Annotated in this window: 14 protein-coding genes; 12 read left to right on the top strand and 2 right to left on the bottom strand. The window is 44.7% G+C overall.

The window, feature by feature from the left end:
- Positions 1–5: 5 nt before the first annotated feature.
- Positions 6–1,586 (bottom strand): ABC transporter substrate-binding protein, encoded by a 1,581-nt coding sequence (locus G7Y46_RS03980; RefSeq protein ID WP_165061182.1) that lies wholly within the window; start codon positions 1,584–1,586, stop codon positions 6–8.
- 367 nt (positions 1,587–1,953) lie between these two features.
- On the opposite strand from G7Y46_RS03980, the gene G7Y46_RS03975 reads away from it, so the two are divergent.
- From G7Y46_RS03975 to G7Y46_RS03920, 12 genes are all read left to right on the top strand, one after another.
- On the top strand, positions 1,954–2,529 hold the full coding sequence (locus G7Y46_RS03975) for a 2-oxoacid:acceptor oxidoreductase family protein (protein ID WP_165252643.1): 576 nt from the start codon (positions 1,954–1,956) through the stop codon (positions 2,527–2,529).
- A complete protein-coding gene (locus tag G7Y46_RS03970) occupies positions 2,526–2,840 on the top strand; it encodes a 4Fe-4S binding protein (RefSeq protein WP_165061188.1) in 315 nt (104 codons plus the stop codon). The genes G7Y46_RS03975 and G7Y46_RS03970 overlap by 4 nt, the downstream gene beginning before the upstream one ends.
- A complete protein-coding gene (porA, locus tag G7Y46_RS03965) occupies positions 2,841–4,046 on the top strand; it encodes a pyruvate ferredoxin oxidoreductase (RefSeq protein WP_165061190.1) in 1,206 nt (401 codons plus the stop codon).
- Positions 4,046–5,008 carry a thiamine pyrophosphate-dependent enzyme gene (locus tag G7Y46_RS03960; RefSeq protein ID WP_165061192.1) on the top strand — a complete coding sequence of 321 codons (963 nt, stop codon included), beginning with the start codon at positions 4,046–4,048 and terminating at the stop codon, positions 5,006–5,008. Before porA ends, G7Y46_RS03960 begins: the two co-directional genes overlap by 1 nt.
- 956 nt (positions 5,009–5,964) lie before the next feature.
- Complete coding sequence (locus tag G7Y46_RS03955; protein ID WP_165252641.1) at positions 5,965–6,807, top strand: Rpn family recombination-promoting nuclease/putative transposase; 843 nt, start codon at positions 5,965–5,967, stop codon at positions 6,805–6,807.
- Positions 6,808–7,233: 426 nt separating this feature from the next.
- Positions 7,234–9,087, top strand: coding sequence for a leucine-rich repeat domain-containing protein (locus G7Y46_RS03950; RefSeq protein WP_165252639.1), 1,854 nt, complete (start codon positions 7,234–7,236; stop codon positions 9,085–9,087).
- A gap of 76 nt (positions 9,088–9,163) precedes the next feature.
- The gene (locus G7Y46_RS03945; RefSeq protein WP_165252637.1) at positions 9,164–10,954 is read left to right on the top strand and encodes a DUF6273 domain-containing protein; all 1,791 of its coding nucleotides are present in this window, start codon (positions 9,164–9,166) and stop codon (positions 10,952–10,954) included.
- Positions 10,955–11,123: 169 nt separating this feature from the next.
- A complete protein-coding gene (locus G7Y46_RS03940; protein ID WP_165252635.1) occupies positions 11,124–14,438 on the top strand; it encodes an InlB B-repeat-containing protein in 3,315 nt (1,104 codons plus the stop codon).
- A gap of 39 nt (positions 14,439–14,477) precedes the next feature.
- Positions 14,478–15,062 carry a hypothetical protein gene (locus tag G7Y46_RS03935; RefSeq protein ID WP_165252633.1) on the top strand — a complete coding sequence of 195 codons (585 nt, stop codon included), beginning with the start codon at positions 14,478–14,480 and terminating at the stop codon, positions 15,060–15,062.
- A 268-nt stretch (positions 15,063–15,330) separates the two neighbouring features.
- The gene (locus G7Y46_RS03930) at positions 15,331–15,969 is read left to right on the top strand and encodes a hypothetical protein (RefSeq protein ID WP_165252631.1); all 639 of its coding nucleotides are present in this window, start codon (positions 15,331–15,333) and stop codon (positions 15,967–15,969) included.
- A gap of 112 nt (positions 15,970–16,081) precedes the next feature.
- Complete coding sequence (locus tag G7Y46_RS03925) at positions 16,082–16,720, top strand: hypothetical protein (RefSeq protein WP_165252629.1); 639 nt, start codon at positions 16,082–16,084, stop codon at positions 16,718–16,720.
- A gap of 29 nt (positions 16,721–16,749) precedes the next feature.
- Positions 16,750–19,989, top strand: a complete 3,240-nt coding sequence (locus G7Y46_RS03920) for a hypothetical protein (protein ID WP_165252627.1) — start codon at positions 16,750–16,752, stop codon at positions 19,987–19,989.
- A gap of 365 nt (positions 19,990–20,354) precedes the next feature.
- Here the strand turns inward: G7Y46_RS03920 and G7Y46_RS03915 are convergent, their stop codons facing one another.
- The gene (locus tag G7Y46_RS03915; protein ID WP_165252625.1) at positions 20,355–21,242 is read right to left on the bottom strand and encodes an Rpn family recombination-promoting nuclease/putative transposase; all 888 of its coding nucleotides are present in this window, start codon (positions 21,240–21,242) and stop codon (positions 20,355–20,357) included.
- Positions 21,243–21,503 lie beyond the last annotated feature (261 nt).

Raw genomic sequence — 21,503 nt, 5'->3', positions numbered from 1 at the left:
TTTGCTTACTGAAGCGGGGTGGTGCCCAAGAACACCAAACCGGTGGTGCTGATAGGAGCAAAGTCCTCCAGCTTTTCAGCATAGTAACCGGTGCTAACCTCTTTGTGGAACAGCGGGTAGATTGGAGCTTCGTCAGCGATAAGATCGAAGCATTGGTTCCAAATCTCTTGCTGCTTGGTTGCGTCAGCCTCTTCGCGAGCCTGCTGCATAAGATCTTGAAGCTGTGTCCAGCCTTCGGTGCCTTTCCAGCAGCTGCGACCTTCGGTCCATACGTTGTCGCCATACCACCAAGTCATTAGTAGGTCGGGGTCGTTGCCGAAGCAAGACGGATCGCCCGGAGTTAGCATTACGTCGTAAGGAAGCTCTGATGCGGACGGAGCAAGGCTTGCCCAGTCGTTAGTGAAGTCTTTGATGGTTACGCTTACACCAGCGGCTTCCAAGTCTTCCTTGATTTGCGGAGCTAAGTCATACACCCAGTTGGTGTTCGTTAGCAGCTCTACGCTTAGGCCCTCAGCGCCAGCTTCTGCCAACAGGCTCTTTGCCTTGTTGGTGTCGTATGTAAATACGGTGCTTGCGCGATGGTAGTTAGCATAGCTTTCGGGTAGGAAGCTGGTAGCCGGTGCAGCATGACCTGCTAACTGGTTGGCGATTAGCTTGTCCATATCGATTGCATAGAAGAAAGCCTGACGAACGCGCTTGTCGTTGAACGGTGCCTTCTTGGTATTGAACATGAGGAATGCCAGCGCAAAGCCGGGAACATCATCAACAGTAGCGCCAGCGCCTACAACTTGGTCAGCATTGGCAGCCGGTACGCTTTCAATAACCTGAACGCTTCCGTCGGTCAGAGCGGTGGTACGAGAGGTATTGTCTACCAATACGTTCCAGTCCATCTCTTCGCAGGTGGCAGGATATTGACCATTGTAGTTTTCGTTGGGCTTGAAGATGATATGACCACCCTCGTTGCCGTCAACACTTTCATACTTCCAAGGACCAGAGCCGATAGGCATAGTCTTCAAATCGTTCTCGGTCAGGCTTGCCGGGAAGACCTTAACTACTGCGAGACGGCCCTTCAACAGAGTTTCGAAGGGGTACTTCAAAGTAAAGGTGACGGTTTTGTCATCCTTAGCGGCAACGCCGTCAATAAATGAAAGGAAGGCGCCATATGTGTCGTTTGCCATGTTCTGCTCAAAAGCATTTACAACGTCGGCTGCAACTACATCGGTGCCGTCAGAGTACTTAGCACCGGCGCGAAGTGTTACTTCGTATTCCGTATCAGAAACCTTTACGGGATCGCCATCAGCCAAGGCGGCGTGTGTGGTGTAGTCATGCAGGTCTAGATCGTAAAGACCTTCAAAAACATGCCAAGTGGCAGCAAGCATTAAAGCCGAGCTATTGCCGATAGGGTTCACGTTTGTAGACGTGTATGCAGGTGCAGCGTAAATTGTTGAAGCTGCGGTACTAGATGCCGATCCTGCGCTGGATGAACTGCTTGGGCTGCTGCAGCCGCTCATTGCAAGTGCGGCAACTGCGCCCGTAGCGGCGGTGCCAGCAAGGAATCCACGGCGTGTCAGTTTGGGCTGTTCCATAGGTTTGCTCCTTTTGGTCTGCAGGGAAAAGATTCCCCGACTGCGGCACAATTCCGAATGTAACCGCAATTAACAAGTATTATCGGTGAAAATGCGACCAAAATGTTGATAAATAGGTTTCAATTTGGTACCAAACAATCTATTTTCAGAATAAACATTCCGCAACTAATAGACTTAATCCAATAAAAAACAGCACATGTATTTTCATAATCATTCGTCGCACTAAAAGCCGTTCACGGGCGGGGAGTGGCTTGTTGCTTTCCGCTTACCAATTTTCCAAATCGCCTGCACAGCAGCTAAGCTACGGGTGGCTGGCTGCTTGCTATTATCGACTCATTATTAGGACATCCCGACTGAGAGGAGTGGAATGTCAGAACTTACTGAAATTCGGTGGCATGCGCGAGCCGGTCAAGGTGCGGTAACGGCTGCGAAGCTGGTGGCTGACACGGCATTGCTGCAGGGAGCCTACATTCAGGCAATGCCGGAATATGGTCCCGAGCGTACAGGTGCTCCACTGAAGGCGTACACACGTGTAAGCGATGCGCCTATTGAAGTACACAACACAATAGTTAACCCCGATATAGTAGTGGTGCTTGACGACACCCTGCTTGATGCGGTGGATGTTGTGGAAGGCATCAAGGAAAACGGTTCGGTTATTCTAAATACCGAAATGAGCGCTGCGGATGCGCGTGCAAAGTTGGGTGTAGCTCCAAGCGTAAGCGTGGCGGTAGTAGATGCCTCCGGTATTGCTATAGACACAATAAAGCGTGATATTCCGAATACACCCATCGTGGGTGCATTGTCGAAGGTTACAGGCGTTGTTCCAGTTGATTTAGTCAAAGAGCGCCTGAAGGAAACTTTTGGCAAGAAATTCTCGCAGGAAATGATCGATGCGAATCTGTCATCGGTTGATCGTGCATATGAGGAGGTGCACTCCGCATGAAAATGCCAGATTTAGCAACGTTTGAAGACTGGGCACCCGAGGATTTCCCCAAGGGCTATATCTGCCAAGCCGGAACATCGAAGGAATACATCACGGGCGGTTGGCGTTCAATGCGCCCCGTGTGGGATGAAAATGCGTGTACTAACTGCATGATGTGTTGGGTGGTTTGCCCCGATTCATCTATTGTGGTGAAAGATGAGAAAATGACCGGCATCGATTACGACCATTGCAAGGGATGCGGTGTTTGCGTGCATGAATGCCGCTTCGGTGCGCTGGAATTTATACGCGAAGACGAAGCGGAGGTGGCATAAATGACTACTACTAAGCCGTTTTCAGCCACTGGCAATCAGATGGTTGCTGAGGCTATGCGTCAGGCTGACCCGGATGTAATGGCGGCATATCCCATCACTCCACAGACAACCATAGTGGAAAATTACGCGAAGTACGTAGCAAACGGAATGGTTAATACCGAGTTTGTTACTGTGGAAAGCGAACACTCCGCTATGAGCGCTTGCGTAGGCGCGGCTGCCGCTGGTGCGCGTGTAGCTACCGCTACTGCCAGCCAAGGCTTAGCGCTTATGTGGGAAGAACTGTTCATTGCTGCGGGCATGCGCTTGCCTATCGTTATGGCAAATGCGAACCGCGCGCTTTCTGCTCCCATCAACATTCACGGCGATCATTCCGACGTTATGGGCGCGCGCGACACAGGCTGGATTCTTCTTTTCGCCGAAACTGCTCAGGAAGCTTACGACAACACAGTTATAAGTTTCCCCATTGCGGAAAATCCAGATGTGCAGCTGCCAGTTATGACTACGCTAGACGGCTTCATAACCAGTCACGCTATGGAGCGTTGCGTTATGGAAGACGATGAAACTGTGGCGGAATTTGTGGGGAATTATCAGCCTGCAAACGGGCTTCTTACAAGCGTCGATCCAATTGGTGCTGGCATGTTTGCCAATGGCGATTCGTACATGAAAAGCCGCTTAATGCTGCGTCGTGCAAATCAGGCTTCGCTGCCTATTATCGAGCGCGTGGGCAAGGCATGGGCTGACAAGTGCGGTCGCCCGTTCGATTTGGTAGACGCTTGGGAATGCGAAGATGCCGAGTATGTTGTTGTTGTTCTCGGTAGTGCTGCTGGCAATGTGCGCCACATAGCGCGCCAACTTCGCGCCGAAGGCAAAAAAGTGGGCGTTGTTCGCCCGCGCGTTTATCGTCCGTTCCCGGCGAAGCAGATAGTAGAAGCGTGCAAGGGCGCTAAGGCTGTAGCAATAATGGACCGTTCAGATTCTATTGGCGGACAGTATGGACCGCTTGCAGTTGATGTTATGAGTGCTCTTTATACGGCTGGCTGCAACGTGGCTATGCACAATTACATCTTCGGTTTGGGCGGAAACGACTTAACCAACGAACTGGTTGGCGAAGTATTCGCCGATCTGGAAAAACTGGCTGCGGGCACGCTTGCGACAGGTGGTCTTAGCTACTTAGGCATGCAGAATGCGGAAGGAGCGCAGAACTAATGGCTAGCATAAAGGAATTAACGCATAAGCCAGAAAGCTTGGCTCCGGGTCATCGTTTGTGCGGCGGTTGCGGTGCTTCGATGGCTGTGCGTCAGGTACTTATGGGTGTGCCGGACGATTGCCAGCCGGTTGTAGGCTGTGCTACCGGTTGTTTGGAAGTTTCTACAACAATTTATCCTTACGATGCGTGGGAAGTGCCGTTTGTGCACAACGCTTTTGAAAATGCTGCCGCTACCGTTTCTGGCGTAGAGGCTGCGTTTAAGGGTATGCAGCGCGCCGGAAAGATACCTGCTGATAAGAAGTTTAAGTTTGTAGCGTTTGGCGGCGACGGTGGCACTTACGATATCGGTTTACAAAGCCTGTCGGGTGCTATGGAGCGCGGTCATGACATGGTATATGTTTGCTACGACAATGGCGCATATATGAATACCGGTATTCAGCGCAGCTCTGCTACGCCGAAAGGTGCTTGGGCAACCACATCTGAGGTTGGCAAAGTAGGGCAGGGCAAGCCGCAGGTTCGCAAAGACCTTACTTCTGTAATAGCCGCACATGGTGTACCTTATGTTGGACAGTCAACTGTAGGTCACTGGAAAGACTTGGTGGCGAAGGCAGAGAAGGCGTTTTCGGTTGATGGACCGGCATTTTTGAATATTCTTTCGCCGTGTCCGCGCGGATGGCGTATTGGCAGCGATCAGACGGCTATAATTTGCCGCTTGGCTGTTGATACGAAATTCTGGCCCTTATTTGAGGTTGAGAATGGCGTGTGGAAGCTGACTCCTGTAAAGGAGAAGAACGTAAAGCCTCTGGAAGATTTCTTGAAGCCTCAGGGTCGCTTTAAGCATTTATTCAAGCCCGAGAATGCTCACATTTTGGAAGAAATGAAAGCCGATGTAGATGCGTACTGGGCATATTTAGAGGGTCGCGTAGAAGGCAGCAAAAACGCCACTAGCCCTATTGAGTAGAGTTCGTTCAAAATCGGGAAAGCTACGTTCGGGAGCTTCGCAGCCCTCACTCCGCTTTCCCGATTTTGCAGCTGTGTAGTTTTTATTCTGATTTCGCGATTTTGCAGCTGTGCAGCCTTTATTCCGATTTCGCCAATACTGAAGAGCTACGTTTGGAAACTGCGCAGCCTTCACTCCGCTCTTCAGTATGTTAATTGAATTCTTAATCTGAACACCCCTGAACATTCGTCCAGACCAAGATTGTGTATGTCCTACAAAGAAATAAAACCAGCAACACTGACCCTGAGCACCCGTTCAGATTAAGATTGTGTATGTCATACCGAGGTGCCTTTCATCCTTTCATACCCCCTGAACACCCGCCCATATTAAGACTGTGTATGTCCATATTGCGACTGCAATCAATCTCGTTAAGTTGCAGAGTTTCAAATACGTGGCGAGAGAAATAAACTTACAAAAATGGTCAAAACTTCCAGCTTTCCATGGTCGGATTGTCGTATGGCTGGCTTGAATTGTGGAGAACACTGGGCAAACAGCATTTGGTAGTGCATCTCTAGGGGCTATTTTGTGCTTTTCACAGTGGAAAGCTGGAAGTTTTGACCATTTTTGTAACTTTTTTGAACTAGGAAGCTTCAACCTACTTTGCATTTGTATTTCTGCGGCGGTAAGGGTTGCAGTTAAGTCGAGAAGTTACCAAAACCGGACGACACGCAACTTCCCAACTCGCAACACTGCAAAGTTTGTATAGTAGATAACTCCCGACACATTTCTGCAAGATTTACACTCATTAAAAGTTGCAACTATGGGGATTTGTGATGTCAATAGGTGTTGCAAACAGTTGGTTTTGTGCCAAGGTTTGTATGTCACTTGATATCGCATTTTTGATACACAGATATAAGGTTTGCTATCTAGTCTTGATTAGAAGATTTATAAGTCTTCTAGAGAAAGAATAGACAAACATGGATGAGCAAGCTACTGTTTCTATTACTAATCAATTTATGTTCAATCGCGTAATGATTCAAAAAGATATATGTAAGGACTTTCTAGAGTGTGTATTAGGTAAACAAATTGATGACCTAATCTATAAAAACGCTGAACAAGCAATAGAACCTAGACTAGATTTTAAGAGTGTTCGACTTGATCTATTTGCTAAAACAAAACATGAAGTTTTTGATATAGAGCTACAAATTCAACAAAGAGCAGATATCGCTAGGAGATATAGATACTATCAAGCATCTATTGATACAGCTTCTCTTAACAAGGGTGATGAATACGAAGATCTACCCACAAGCTATATTATCTTTGTTTGCAATCATGACCCTTTCAAAGCAGGACTTCCTGTATATACGATAGAGAGAGTATGTATTGAGAATAATAGTATTCCTATAAAAGATGATTCTCACTGGATTGCTCTTAACTGCAAAGACTATGCAAAGACAAAAGATAAGCATCTACTTTCTTTTATGGAGTATGTCTTCACTGGTAAAATAGATAAACAAGACAAACTAGTTAAATCTATTGCTAGTGCAGTAGATAAAGCCAATAAAGATAGAGAGTGGGTGAATAAGGTGTTTTCTGTAAGTACAATAGGAGAAGATTGGGAGCGAGAAGTACGTATAGCCCGCAAAGCTGCTCTAAAAGAGGGAGAAGAACGAGGACTAGAACGTGGGCGAGCTGAAGCTGAAATGCGTTATGCAGAACTCACAAAGTTACTTCTCTCTAAAAAGCGTGAAAACGACCTATTCAAGGCATCCGAAGACCCAACCTATCGCGAACAGCTTTTTGCTGAGTTTGGCATTTAATGCACAATTAAAAGCAATTCGTCAATTCAGGGACGTGGGCATTTCCTTGGATTTTGCAATCAACCGCAAACCAATCAACCGTTGAGTTGCGACGTATCTCACCCCTCAAAAAATTGCGTTTGTTGAATTTATGTGGAAGCCTTTCCGCAAATGAAACGGCGTGTTATAGTGACCTCGTCACATCAAAAGCAATAAGCAGCCGGGGCACGTCTCTTACGTTTCCTCAGTAATTATTGTTAGGTTTAATAGTTATTGTGAAGGGCATCCTTTGCCCTGATTGTGACTATTTAGCTTAACAATAAGTGGCTGCTTTTGGTGTGACAACTGAAGTTGGATGCCCTTCATTATGAATCGCTCTTTAGTTGTTGCATTCGTGTTCCGCATTCGACTTAAGTTGTCGCACCAAAGTCGAACAGGGGCATAGGGATGCAAACAGCATTGCAGAACTTTGTGTGCGAAACAGCCACACGCACCAAGCCGGGCGCAAGCCCGAAGGCTGTGGGCTTATCAAAATTTCCCACCAAATCGGTGTCTGCTTTCTTGTCGCTTACATTGGCTGTAGCTATGTGCCCGTCAGCTGGGCTGGCTTATGCTGCGGAAAACGGCGAAAATCAGTCGTCCGCTTTAGCGGAAAACGCCTCAAGTGCTAATCATGTCAGCGAAGATGTGCGCCTGAACGCACCTAGCAGCGCTGCCGACAAAAGCACCGCATCGTTAGGTGGCAACGAAAGTGCCACGGCTATGCCTACAGAAGGCACTATAGAAAGCAATGGGCTTGTATACGCAATTAATGCGGAAGATGAAGCAGCCGTGTCGCTTATAGGTGTTACAGCAGATATCGCTGCAGGCATTGCTACTGGCGCTGCCACAAATGTTGCCGCAGACATTGCCACAGGCACTCCCGAAAGCAAGCCTGTGCCCAACAAGCCTGCGCTCAGCATTGAAATACCCGAACAAGTTGCCAACGGCGGCAAGCTATATACAGTAACTGAAATTAACGTCCCTAATAAACCCGAAAACTGCAACCCTTATACAGAAAATCTGTTTAGCGAAGAAAACCTAGCCGCAAATGTGGAAACCATAACCATTCCGGCAACGGTCGCGCAAATAGATCCAACATTTTTTCAGCTTTTCCCAAATGCAAAGGCAGTAAACATTGCGCCAAACAACGCAACTTACGCCAGCTACGATGGCGCAATTTACAGCGCCGACAAAACTAGCCTTATCTTGGTCCCGCAGGGTAAGGAATCGATGGTGCTCCCTGAATCTTTGACATCTGTCCCTGCTTGCGTACTTTCCCGATGCACCAAGCTTTCTGTCATTTCTTTTCAAGGGAGCACCGAAAACGATTCTTTTGCCGTGCGGAACAATTGCATATATACGGCAGACCTTACAACCATTGTAGCAGCGCCGGGTGTTATTACTAGTACTGAAAGCCCGGTAAGCCCAACAATCCCGGTAAGCCCTGCAAAACCGCAAGATAGCGTCAATCAGCAGCCAACAGGCGAATTTGCATACACCCTTTTGCCCGACAATACGCTATCTGTTGGGTGGACAGGCGAAGGTATGCCAGCAGCTATAAGCATTCCTGCAAGCGCGGCACTGGATGGCACAGAATACAGTGTATCTGCCATAGCAGATGAAGGCTTTGCAAACAGTGAAAACCTAGTAGCCATAAGCATTCCTGAAAGCGTTACAACAATAGGCAAGCATGCTTTTGAAAACTGCACCAATCTAAACTCAATAGGTATAAGTGAAGGCACAACAACAATAGATGAGGCTGCATTTAAAGGCACAGCATCAACCATCCTCGTGCTTCCAAAAAGCATACAAGCAATTGCATCAGGTGCTCTAGCTAACCTAAACAACACAACCATAGTAGCAATGGGAGATGTACAAGACATAAGCCCTGATGCACTAGTTGGTACAACTAATACAGAAATCTATACTCCATACATCGAAAGTGAAAACTACAAGTGGAACATAGGAACACCTGTAGCTAACAACCACCTACTTCCATACGGTGTAAAGCTATCAGCCGATGTAGCAAACCTACAAGTAGGAGATGAAGCCAACCTATATGGAGAAGATGGCTACCTGCTTACTCCCGGTAAATCGAAAGCAACATATTCGTATGGCTCAGCCATAAGTATAGATACATCCACAAACACTGTTATATGTAAACAACCCGGCTCATCAAAGGTAGAGGTAACTATAACGCTGCCAATTGATGAAAGTGCAGCTGCAGGAGTAATAAGCGGAACAGCACACCTTAGCTAAATCACACAATCAAGCAAAGCAAAACCAAATAGATATATAGGCAATACCACCTAGCAGGGGGAAAGAGGACACGACCATGACAACGATTAGGAAAAGGACAAAAATCACATCGATATTTCTTGCGTTTGCACTTGCACTTACCATGGGTCCGGGTATGGCATTTGCAGAAGAGCTTCCAATCAGCAAAGCTAACGGAACTGTAGATGTAGCGGAAAACAACAATGCTAACCCGCATCATACAGACAGCTGTGATGGTACAGATGGCAACAGCGAACAAGACCTAACTACATGCAAAAGCTGCGGTGAGTCTTTCTTTGCATGTCAGATAAATGATGCATGCAAATATCTTGATGAAGAAGGAAATGAAGTATCAGCTGATGATGAAAATGTATACGAAGTAAAGTTCGTATGTCCTGCATGTGGTGAAAGCCTAATGGAAGGCGAAGATACAGAAGACAGAATACAAACGATGGCAGCAAATACTTCTATCAGTCTTACAGTGCCTATTGTTGTAACCTTTGGTGGCGCATCAGGCTATGATGTATCAAACCCTCTTCCCTGCATAGAAGCTCCTACATCTTTCAGAAATGCTGGCAAAAGTGCTGTAATGATAACTAAGATAACTACTGCTGAATACGCATCAGGCAAAGTAAAAGAAGTGTTAACAGAAGCAGGCAGTTCTTTGTCCGGAAACAATACTACTCTTGAGAATCAAACCCTCTATAGTCTCTATCCCACAGGACAGCCCGAAAAGGCTCTCAATATGAAATACAAGGACGGGAGTTATGATGGCGGATTATTTAATGCTAGTTATAGAGTCTTTGGCGACACTTTTACTATAGGTGCCGATAGTACTCTTGATTGCACCTATCGCTTAAATTTAACCAATAGCTATGACGTTCCTAATGCCAATGCAAAAGTAAAACCCGCTAAAGCTGACAAAGGTCAGACTGTATATCCTCTATCTAGAGTTACTTACACAATTACCACTTATGCACCCGCTGGCAGTTATGGCACAACTGTGCCTACTCTCAATGCCACTAACGGCTTCTATCTCAAGGATTCTGTAACAGGGCAAGTTTACAATGCCGATGATGTAAAAGGTCATGCACAAGACATATCCAAAAATGGTAAGAACTCTCTCTACTATGGCATGTATGCAGGTTTTGTGTATAGATATCGAGGCTATGAATGTAAAACATATTGGAACAATACTGAAACAGGTGCTAATGCCCTAACTAATAAAGCAATCAAGACTAACATTATAGGTATATTGCATGACAACCTATCAGATGGCTCAGGCAAAGCAGGTCTGACTTTCCAATCAGACGCATTAGTTGCAAAAGCTAAAATGAACAGTTCTAGTGATTGTTCTAATGGTTGGGGCGCAATGCCGCTTAGAGCAAGCATGAATAGTGGAGCGATATACGGCTATGCTCCAGCGGATATCAAAAAAGTTGTTGCTACTGTTAATAAAGAATATGGACCGACTTATAGTTCCAATAGTCCATATGTTGCAATTTCTCAAGATAAATTTTTTCTTGTTAGTTCAAATGAAGTATCATCGACGGACTACTATACTGATTCTAATCCTAGACTTTGGGTTTACAATGAAGGCTATCAATATGAATATTATAGCAATCTTTTGTTTGATTATGATTTGGGTTCTTCTGACACTACCGATCGGGCTGAGCTTCAAAAATCGTATCTTGTAAAAAACTTTAATGAGAGTGCTTGTGCGTGGTATTTCCGTTCGGTTAGTCGGTTCGGGGGATATTGTTTTAGCGGTGTTTATACGTATGGTAATCCAAGCACTCAACTTAGCGCTAGCACTCTCTACGGCGTAGCTCCTTGTTTCTGCTTATGATCTTTGGGTCTACCATTTTTTTGAGGGGCTGAATGCTTCGTTTAATTCTGCGCAGCATTTAATTGATATTTCTAGTACTTCTGTTCGTATCGAGCTATTTATTTGAATTTTAGATAATTAAATTGTGTGGCAACTAGACAGCCGTTATATATAAGGAGCGTTTTTCACAATGCAAGATAAGCTAAATAGAAAAAGCACGCATACACGCATTTGGCTTGCTTTGATTCTTGCCATAACTCTTGCATGCACGCTTCTTGTATCTGCCATATCGGCTGTTGTGCCGCAGAGCGCCTATGCCGCCAATCCTGTTACGGGCAGTACCGCTACAACAATACTTGGCATTCGCGTAACAGACGGACAAAAGGACATGAACAATACTGCTAGTAATCCGTCTGCTACAACGTCTACTACTGCCTCAACAACACTTGGTATTCGCATAACCGATGGTCAGAAGGATATGAATAACACCACTAGCAATCCTTCTGCAACAACGTCTACTACGGCTACAACAACTCTCGGCATCCGTGTAACCGATGGCTCAAAAGTGACAGTAACATGGGATCCTAACGGAGGCTACTGGGGTAGCACCACAACAGACAAAGCAGCAAAAACATCTAGTCATGCATGGGATGCAGCAGTAACAGGTTATAACGGCTCAACTGTCCCAACGGCTCAGACAGGTTATAAGTTTGTAGGCTGGAGCACGAATAAAAACGCCACTTCAGGTTCAACATCTATAAACGTTGGCACAACAAATGCTACTTATTATGCAATTTGGGCAAAGGTAGTCTATACAGTCACACTAAATGCCAATGCAGACAATGGTGGTTCATCTGTTAGTCCGACTAAGGTATATCTATGGAGTGGAAAAGGTTGGTATTCTGATGCGGCTTGCACAGGTACGAAATACACCGCCTCAACTTTCCCGAAGGCAACTGCTGCTACAGGATATTCATTTAAGGGTTGGTATGATGCAGCTACCGCTGGCACTCAAAAGGCAGCATCAGGTATACTTCCACCTCTTACAGCAGTAAGTGCAAATACAACTTGGTATGCCCAATATGACAAGGTAGTCTATACAGTCACACTAAATGCCAATGCAGACAATGGTGGTTCATCTGTTAGTCCGACTAAGGTATATCTATGGAGTGGAAAAGGTTGGTATTCTGATGCGGCTTGCACAGGTACGAAATACACCGCCTCAACTTTCCCGAAGGCAACTGCTGCTACAGGATATTCATTTAAGGGTTGGTATGATGCAGCTACCGCTGGCACTCAAAAGGCAGCATCAGGTATACTTCCACCTCTTACAGCAGTAAGTGCAAATACAACTTGGTATGCCCAATATGATGCCAACACATATACCGTTACATTCAATGCTAATGGCGGTAGTGTTAGCCCTACAACGAAAACTGTTACATACGATTCAACTTATGAGGATCTTCCAACTCCAACTCGCGCGGGCTACACATTTGCAGGTTGGTACACGGACGCTTCTGGTGGCACGCAAGTAACTAGTTCAACGAAAGTAACTATTACCTCAAACCAAACCCTGTATGCTCACTGGACAGCCAACACCATAACCTTAACATGGGATTCTCAAGGTGGAACCACTGTAGGCAATACAACGCAAACTTATTCATCTACATCTAGTGTGTTCTGCCCAACGCCGAACCCAACAAAGACTGGCTACACTTTTGATGGTTGGTGGACTACTAAAGACACTAGTGGTTATAAGGTAAACAACAACAGTGAACCTTTGCCACCTACAAATACAACCTACTATGCTCACTGGACTATCAATAAATATAGCGTTTCGTATGTTGACACGTCGGGCAATACCACATCTGCCACATTTGATTACAACACAGAGATAACCATGAAGCTAGAAGGTGGCACAGCCATAACTACTGGCTGGACTCAATCTGGCTCTAATTACACACGCCATGTAACGGACGGCTCAATTGAGATGCCAACACCTACTCGTATAGGTTACAGGTTTGGTGGTTGGGCACTATCAAACACTACATTTACTGCTCAGTGGGTGCAGCAATTCAACGTAACTTATAAGTCAGGCGATGTTGGCACACAAACTGTTGCAGTTGATACTGGAACAACAATCACCATGGCTCTTGCTGGCGGATCGTTTGCATCCGCCCCCGCGGGTTGGACAAAATCTGGCGAAAACTACACGATGGTTGTTAGAGCAAACGTTACGCTTCCCGAACCTACACGCACTGGATATACGCTTTCCAAATGGACGTGCGACTCTTCAACTAATACATTTACAGCTGAATGGCGCGCCAACACATACACCGTTAATATAAAAGCCGGGGAAGGCGTACAAACACTTACAGCTAACCCTACTAGCTATACCTACAGTGAAAACGATTCGCAATCAGTTACTTTAACGGTTGAGGCTAGCACGGGATACGATATTACTAAAGTAACTTGGTCTTGCACGAACAATAACGTGAGAATTGCCAAAGGCGAAAACAATACTTATACAGCCACAATTCCTACAGGCACAACAGAAGACATTACCATTACGGCAACTTGTGCAAAAGCAAGCTATAACTACACGGTTAATTACTACTTAATAGACAGCAATCCGCTTACATCTGTCAAAGAATCTAAAACCGAATCGGCAGAGTATGGCACGACTATTACCCTTGACAGTGTTAAGGCAGAAATAGATGGATACAACTTTGTTAGCGGTACTCCTGAAACACTAACTATTGGAGTAGATGCGACACAAAACGTATTTAACCTTTACTACGAGCCAAATGGCTACACATACACAATCAAATACTTTGATGGGGACACGCAGCTTACTACTCAGACGGTAACAAGTGGCGCAGGTCAAGTAACGCTTTATAACGAAGAGAACGAAAACTGCAAAAAGGAAGGCTATATTCTTGCTGGCTGGTCTAAGACTAAAGGCGCTACCACAGCAGAATATGGTGCAGGAGCCACAGTAGGTGCCCTAGCCGACCAAGAAGGCGCAGAAGTTTCCCTTTATGCGGTCTGGACACTTCGCCTGAAGTGCACAATTCCAACAGATAAGTCTCTTGCCTTCAATATAGAAACAGGCAATTCGATTCCTGTATCGCTAGAGGTTAAATCAGAAACTGTAGTGCCCATTGACTTTAGCGCCTATGCTCTAGCTGGGGAAACGGGTTCGTGGTTGTTCAATGATGAAGCTAATCGCGACAAAGCATATTTCAGCTTTAACGACTCTGGAGTAAAAAGTGCATTGCCGCTTCTGTATAACGAACCTTCCACACCCAACTACAAATTATTAGTTGGATCTCTTGGAAAAGACGCTACGAAGTATTGGTCGCTGTCGCTTATGTCTAACGGAGCTAGCTGGCAGGGCGCTGATGCATGGAAGGCTGAGTTTGGCGAACCAACAGATGGCACTTACAACACAGGCGATAAACCATTAGCAACAATTCGCTGGTGCGTGGCACCTTCTGAATAAAGAAGTTATCGGGAACGCAAGAGAAAAGAAAGGCAAACGATGCAAGACAACAAAGTTCATATGAAGCCGCCTAAGCAGCAAGCTAAAAAGCCAAACATGCAAATGCCAGTACAGCAGCAAAAGAAATCTAACACTGGCAAAACAATTGTTATTGTTTTGGTTGCGCTTGTGGTTGCAATAGGAATAATAGTTGCTCTTTGTTTAGCGTTTTGCAGCAAAGATAACTTCTACGATGCTAATTCCATAATTGGTCAAGCCCCATACAAAACAGAAGAAGAAATACAAGAAGAGCTTAACCGCAAAGTAGAAGAGGGCATGTTCAACATTTCCATTGCTTCTGTGATTGAGTTTGAAGACGGCGCGGCACCCGGTACTGCGTACATTGAAAACGTGCCCGGCAACCCATATGTGATGCAGGTAGACATAACGCTAGATGACACTGGCGAGAAAGTCTATGAATCAGGTGGACTAAAGCCCGATTCCTACATCAAAGATATAGCGCTTTCTAAAGATTTAGATGCAGGAACTTACCAAGCTACAGCAACTTTCCACGCGATAGATCAAGACACTTTAGAAGAAGTGGGACAAGCTGCAGCAAAAGTAACACTGAACGTACTGAACTAGGAACCACTCATGCAAAAAATGTTTCACGTGAAACATTTTTAAGAACAGCAAGAAAGGCAAGGTAGTTAAGGGAGATATCGGTTTGCTCACAAAGCGAGTTTGGCAGCGAATAGAAATGTTCTGTGAACATTTCTGCCGAGCGAAGACTGCAGAGCGACTGAGCATTCCGGCATCTCCCTTAACGGACATCAAGGTATCAAAGGGCATGGGAGCCCTTGGATATAAAAAAGTTAAGAAATGGTCATGAACAAAACAAGGAGGAAAGACCATGAAGACAAGTAAGTTATTTGGAGCAGTTGCACTGTCTACCACGCTGGCGCTGGGTTGTGCTATGCCTGCGTTCGCTGCAGTAACACCGCCAGACTATGAAGGTACGAACACTATCAATAATGCTAATACAAAGGTTCTTGTAAATGGTATCGCTGCACCAACAACTGAAGGTCAGATTAGTGTTACGGTTCCTGTAGACCTTCCGCTTTCTGTAGCACAAAAAGGTGGCAATTTGATTGCTCCTAGCGCTTCTAAATATGCCATCACAAATAGCGGAACAGCGGCGGTAAAGATTGAATCTGTTGCGCCAGTAGCAGCCGCTAAGTTTGAGCTAGCTGATAACACCCTGACTGTTCCTGCGACTCCTTCAAAATACCCCGAGACTAATTCTCAGATATATCTGGCTATGAAGACTGATGCTATGAGCACATCTATCACTTTGAAAGATCCTACAGTTACTCTTACTGAGGGTCTTTTCGATATTGCTGCTGGGGAAACTTTGAATCTTAATATGTCTGGCGTAGCAGTACCTAGCCAGGAACTCTATGACGGCACTAATAAAAAAGGTTTTGACGCTGTCAACTCAACACATGCAGTAACCCTAACTTACACCATATCGATCATCGATAATGCTTAATCGGGCGTAGGTACCAAAAAGCAACTAATAAGACGTAACGTCTTATACCTCGGGGAGCCGCCAAACCTTGATGGAGCGGCGGCTCCACCCATCTACCCTAAAAAGGACAGACATGACACAGGATAACCCAAATACACAAAACAATGCACAAATGCATATCAATAGCGGTATAGACAATGGCTCTTATACAAACCCGCAAACAAGTGCGCAGGCAAATCCTGCAAACAATTCCGCGTCTAAAAACAAGCGCAAACGCGGAGCTGCTTTCTATATCGCTATTGTTATAGCAGTACTAGCTATTGTTGCAGCATGTGTGTTTGGATATTTCTGGTGGAGCGACCAACAGCCTAGTACGCGTGATACAAATGCACTCATAGGGCAGATTGAAGGCAAGTCGGAAGAAGAGATACGAGCCGAGCTTGACCGCAAAGTAGAAGAGGGCATGTTCAACATATCTATCGCTAGTGAAACTGAGTTTAAAGACGGCGCATCTGAGGGACCGCTTCGAATAGAAAATGTTCCGGGAAACAGATATCTAATGCAGGTAGATATTACGCGCGATGATACAGGGGAAGTCATATACAAATCGGGCATTATAGAGCCAAATCATCACATTCAAAACGATACCTTAGATGTCGACCTTCCTGCAGGTACCTACGATTGCACAGCACTATTCCACGCACTTGATCCAGAAACAGAAGAAGAAATAGGGCAAGCTGGAGCAAAAGTAAACATAAAGGTTCTAAATTAAGGGCACATAAAGGGATAAAGGATTAAGCCATGGGAAGCACTATTCGCACATATATAGATAAGCTAATTGCATGTCTTTTGGCAGTAGCTCTTATTGTGTCGCTGTCTTTTGCATCAGCCTTTGCGGATACAAAAATACACTATGAAGACAAAGACTTTGACACTTCCGGACAATTCGAAAGCAGTATCTATCTAATAGGGCAAAAAGATGGCTTTTCTATAGCAGACCCACAGTTTTCTATGTTTGAGAAAGAATATACATCAGGCAGTGCAATTGAGATGTATGTGGTGGGTATAAGTAGTGAAGATGCAAGTGGTTTAAGTGCAACTTGGAGGGTGGCGCAAGCACTAGAAAGTGCAGACTATAGCGCTGCTTATGCGACAAGCAAAGTTGTATCTTCATCTAGTGACACCATCACATTTAATAGCGACACAAACACTGCCACATGCAAACACTTTCCTCAAAACGACAACTTAGAGGAAGGCAAAACCTATTGGTATTGGCTAGAGGTAAAAGACAGCTCTGGAAACATTGCAAAACAAAACGAAGATAAGCCCTTTATTGTTGTGCGCGAGGAAGGCTATAGAGTAGGTCCTTTCTATGACGATATTGAAGGCAAAAACTACACTTGGATGGTAGCGGGTGGTCCAACAGCTGAAATTGATGGGGTGGACACAGACACAGGTGTTACAGGTGCAATCTATAGGGGAGCTGTACTAGCTAGCAGCACTATGGATAAAACATCTCCTGTATATGCTGCATTTGAAAGTGCAGCAAACGGAAAACTTAGCATAGAGGGCGTATGGCAGGTAGCACTTACAGGAATCGATGCGGGACACGATGCCTACAAACAAGACATACTAGTTAAGCTAAACACTTCATCTCTTGCGGGCTTTGATGCAGCTTCTGTTGCTGATTATCGATTGATGGCGCTAGATGCTAAGGGCAAGTGGAATGTTATAACTCTAGCTGACAAAGATACAGCAGCAAGCCTAGGCATTACAGATGTATCAATTACAGAAGAGGGAATTACATTCAAACTTACAGGCACAAACACTACAGGCGAGATAGGCTCTTTCGCACTTTCCAAAGTGCTTCCCCCAGAAGATGAAAAGCGTGCATTTAGTGTAGAGACGCGTGCAAGTGCAGGCGGACAAATTGATACAGAGGGTGCAACTTTTGCATATGGTTCTTGTCCAGAGTTTTTATTTGAGGCATATTCTGGATATGCAGTGGACAAAGTGTCGCTAATCGTGAGCGGCACAGAGTATGTAATTCCGCATGCAAGTGATACAGATGCTCCTGCCCCATATGGCACATATAGTGGCAATTCATATACTTTCCCAAGCAACTTCAACGAGGATGGCAGGGCATCTAGAGTTGTATTTAGTGTTGAGTTTAAACAAGCAGATACAGGAGAGGCTTCCACGCTAACACTTACGTCAGGTGCAGCTTTAGGAGATGTTCCTCATGGAGATACTTATGTAGGAGAAAAGATTCCTGCAACTAGGGTAGAGGCAGGAAAAACGCTTGTATTTGAGGTTGGCAAACAATACGGTTCATACACTTTAGAGGAAAACAAGCCCCTAACACTGTACTTTGCGCCGGCACAGGGCTGTAAGGTTGATTGTGTCACCATAAACAATGAAGAGTTTAAGGTAGAAGGTGACACCTACACTATTCCCTCTTTTAACAAAGACATGACAATAGCGGTTAGCTTTGCATTTGGTTCAGGCGAGCCTACAAAATACTTCACAGTATCTGCTAGCTACAATACAGAGCATGCCCGTGTTGGTTTTGGGCAAACAAACACACAGTGGGTATCTTCAGTACATGTTGCTAAAGGAAACGAGGTAGTGCTTGTTATAGAGCCTAAGGACGACTATGTGCTAGATAGCGCCATTCTTTCTTATGGTGCCGGTACGCCTCAAACAGATGTAACTAGTTGGGTAACTAAGGAAAACACCCTTACCATTACAAATGTACAAAAAGACACAATCGTTAGCTTCGCGTTCAAAAAGCCAGGCAAGCCAACACCTCCAGATGACGCAAAGCCAATTGGTCCTGATGAGACAGCTACTGTAAAGCCCAGCAACAAAGATGAAAACAGCTACTTCGATTCGGGGGACGCACATGAAGTGCTAGATAAAGTTGTAGTTGATGGCACAGTTATTCTAGATGATGAATACGAGATAAAAGATGACCCGGCGGCAATGGCGCAAGCAGGCATTACATACGATGCAACTACAGGGGAGTACGCATTTATAGACAAAGACACAGGCATGCCCGGTGATAGCTTTACGCTAGATCCAATTACAGGCTCGATTGTCTTTCATAGTCCGCAAGATACACATACCATATCCGGTGAGTTTACTCCCGCAAAAGATATGGACATCAAAGTTGAGACAGACATTGATACAGAAACAAGCTTAGAGGGTAAAGGTACAGTTGTTCCAAGTGGCAAGTTCCAATGGAAGCAAAAGAACGATTTGCCTATAGTCATACAACCGGAAAGCGGAAGTAAACTTGTATCTTTGAAAATTGACGGGCAAGAAATAGACATTAGTACGTTAAAGGCGGCAACTGATGCAGATATAGCGGCTGCTGAAGAAGTGCAAAACAGAAACACCAAGCAAAGAGATGCTTCTTATAAGATGCGGTCGCAAGCTATAAATAGCAAGCGTAGTTTATCTAGCCTTCTTGGTATAGAAAAAGCATATGCTGCATCTCGGGCAGGAGCAGACGACAAAGTATATGTAATTACATCCGATTACTTAAAGTCTCGTGCAACAGACCTAATAGAGGTGGATGTAAAGTTTGCTCCTAAGGGTGCTAGCCCAAACCCTGCACACCCTACAAACGATACATACACTATAACCGCTAAAGCTAAAGGAAAAGGTGGCATGATATCAGGTACGTCCAATACAGATGAAACGCTATCTGTACAAGTAAAAGCGGGTGCTAGCTACTCTGTAAACTACACAATAGAGACAGGATATAGAGTTGTATCTATTGAAGACAACGGAGTAAATATACCTGTTACAACAGGTAGTTCATACACCATATCTAACATTGATAAAAACCACGACGTAGTTATAACCTTTGGACCTGTAAGCTCTAAAGCACCAAGAGGGGTTCACCGCCTGCAGTCTCTTGCCAAAACAGGAGATCTAAATGCGCCTATTGCTACAGGTCTAGTTGGTATAGCTGCACTTGCAAGCGCTACTGCAGTTTTGCTTTACCGCCGCAGAAATACAAATGCAAAGTAGGTTGAAGCGTCCTAGTTCAAAAAAGTTAGAAAAGTGGTCAAAACTTCCGACTTTCCATGGTTCTGAATGCGAGATTGTGCCTACTAAGGCATCAAAAAGGTGTCGAATTTTCTGTTTGCCCAGTGTTCTCCACAATTCAAGCTGGCTATGTGGCGCTATGACCATGGAAAGCTGGAAGTTTTGACCATTTTTCTGCAAAAAACTTCCCAAGGTCTGTAGTCCAAGTCTGTAGACAATCGTACTAAAGAGCAGCGTGCCAAAGGATTGCACCTAATGGCACACTCTTTGACACGCTATATCCGGGATGGAGTTTTCAAAAGAATAGGCACTAAAGCCTGAATTTACGAATTGCTTTTAGTTGTATATTAAATGCCGAACTCAGCAAAAAGCTGCTCGCGATAGGCTGGGTCTTTAGAGGCTTTAAGAACGTCAGCTTCGCGTCCAGCGGCAAATAGGTGTTTGATAAGAGAGTCGTAGCGTGCGGCTTCCGCACGCCCTTGTTGTAAGCCTTCAACTCGTCCTTGCAAGATTCCGCGTTCCAGCCCACGCTCTAGCCCTCGTTCTTCTCCCTCTTTTAGAGCAGCTCTGCGGGCTATACGTACTTCTCGCTCCCAATCTTCTCCTATTGTACTTACAGAAAACACCTTATTCACCCACTCTCTATCTTCATTGGCTCTATCTACTGCACTAGCAATAGATTTAACTAGTTTGTCTTGTTTATCTATTTTACCAGTGAAGACATACTCCATAAAAGAAAGTAGATGCTTATCTTTTATCTTCTTATAATCCTTACAGTTAAGCGCAATCCAGTGAGAATCATCTTTTATAGGAATACTATTATTCTCAATACATACTCTCTCTATCGTATATACAGGAAGTCCTGCTTTGAAAGGGTCATGATTGCAAACAAAGATAATATAGCTTGTGGGTAGCTTATCGTAGTCTGCTCCTTTATCAAGCGATGTAGTATCAATAGATGCTTGATAATATCTATATCTCCTAGCGATATCTGCTCTTTGTTGAATCTGTAGTTCTATATCAAAAACTTCATTTTTTGTTTTAGCAAACAAATCAAGTCGAACACTCTTAAAATCTAGTCTAGGTTCTATTGCTTGTTCTGCGTTTTTATAGATTAGGTCATCAATTTGCTTACCTAATACACACTCTAGAAAGTCTTTACATATATCTTTTTGAATCATTACGCGATTGAACATAAATTGATTAGTAATAGAAACAGTAGCTTGCTCATCCATGTTTGTCTTTTCTTTCTCTAGAAGACTTATAAATCTTCTAATCAAGACTAGATTGCAAACCTTATATCTGTGTATCAAAAATGCGATATCAAGTGACATACAGATTTCATGTCAAAACCAACTGTTTGCAACACCTATTGATATCTCAAATCCCCATAGTTGCAACTTTTAATGAGTGCAAATCTTGCAGAAATGTGTCGGGAGTTATCTACTATACAAACTTTGCAGCTTTTGTTAGTCGAGAAGTTACTGAGAAGTTAC

Origin of the sequence: Adlercreutzia sp. ZJ304, from assembly GCF_011039075.1 — a bacterium.
Taxonomy (GTDB): Bacteria; Actinomycetota; Coriobacteriia; order Coriobacteriales; family Eggerthellaceae; genus Adlercreutzia_A.
This window is presented reverse-complemented; position numbering and strand designations above follow the sequence as displayed.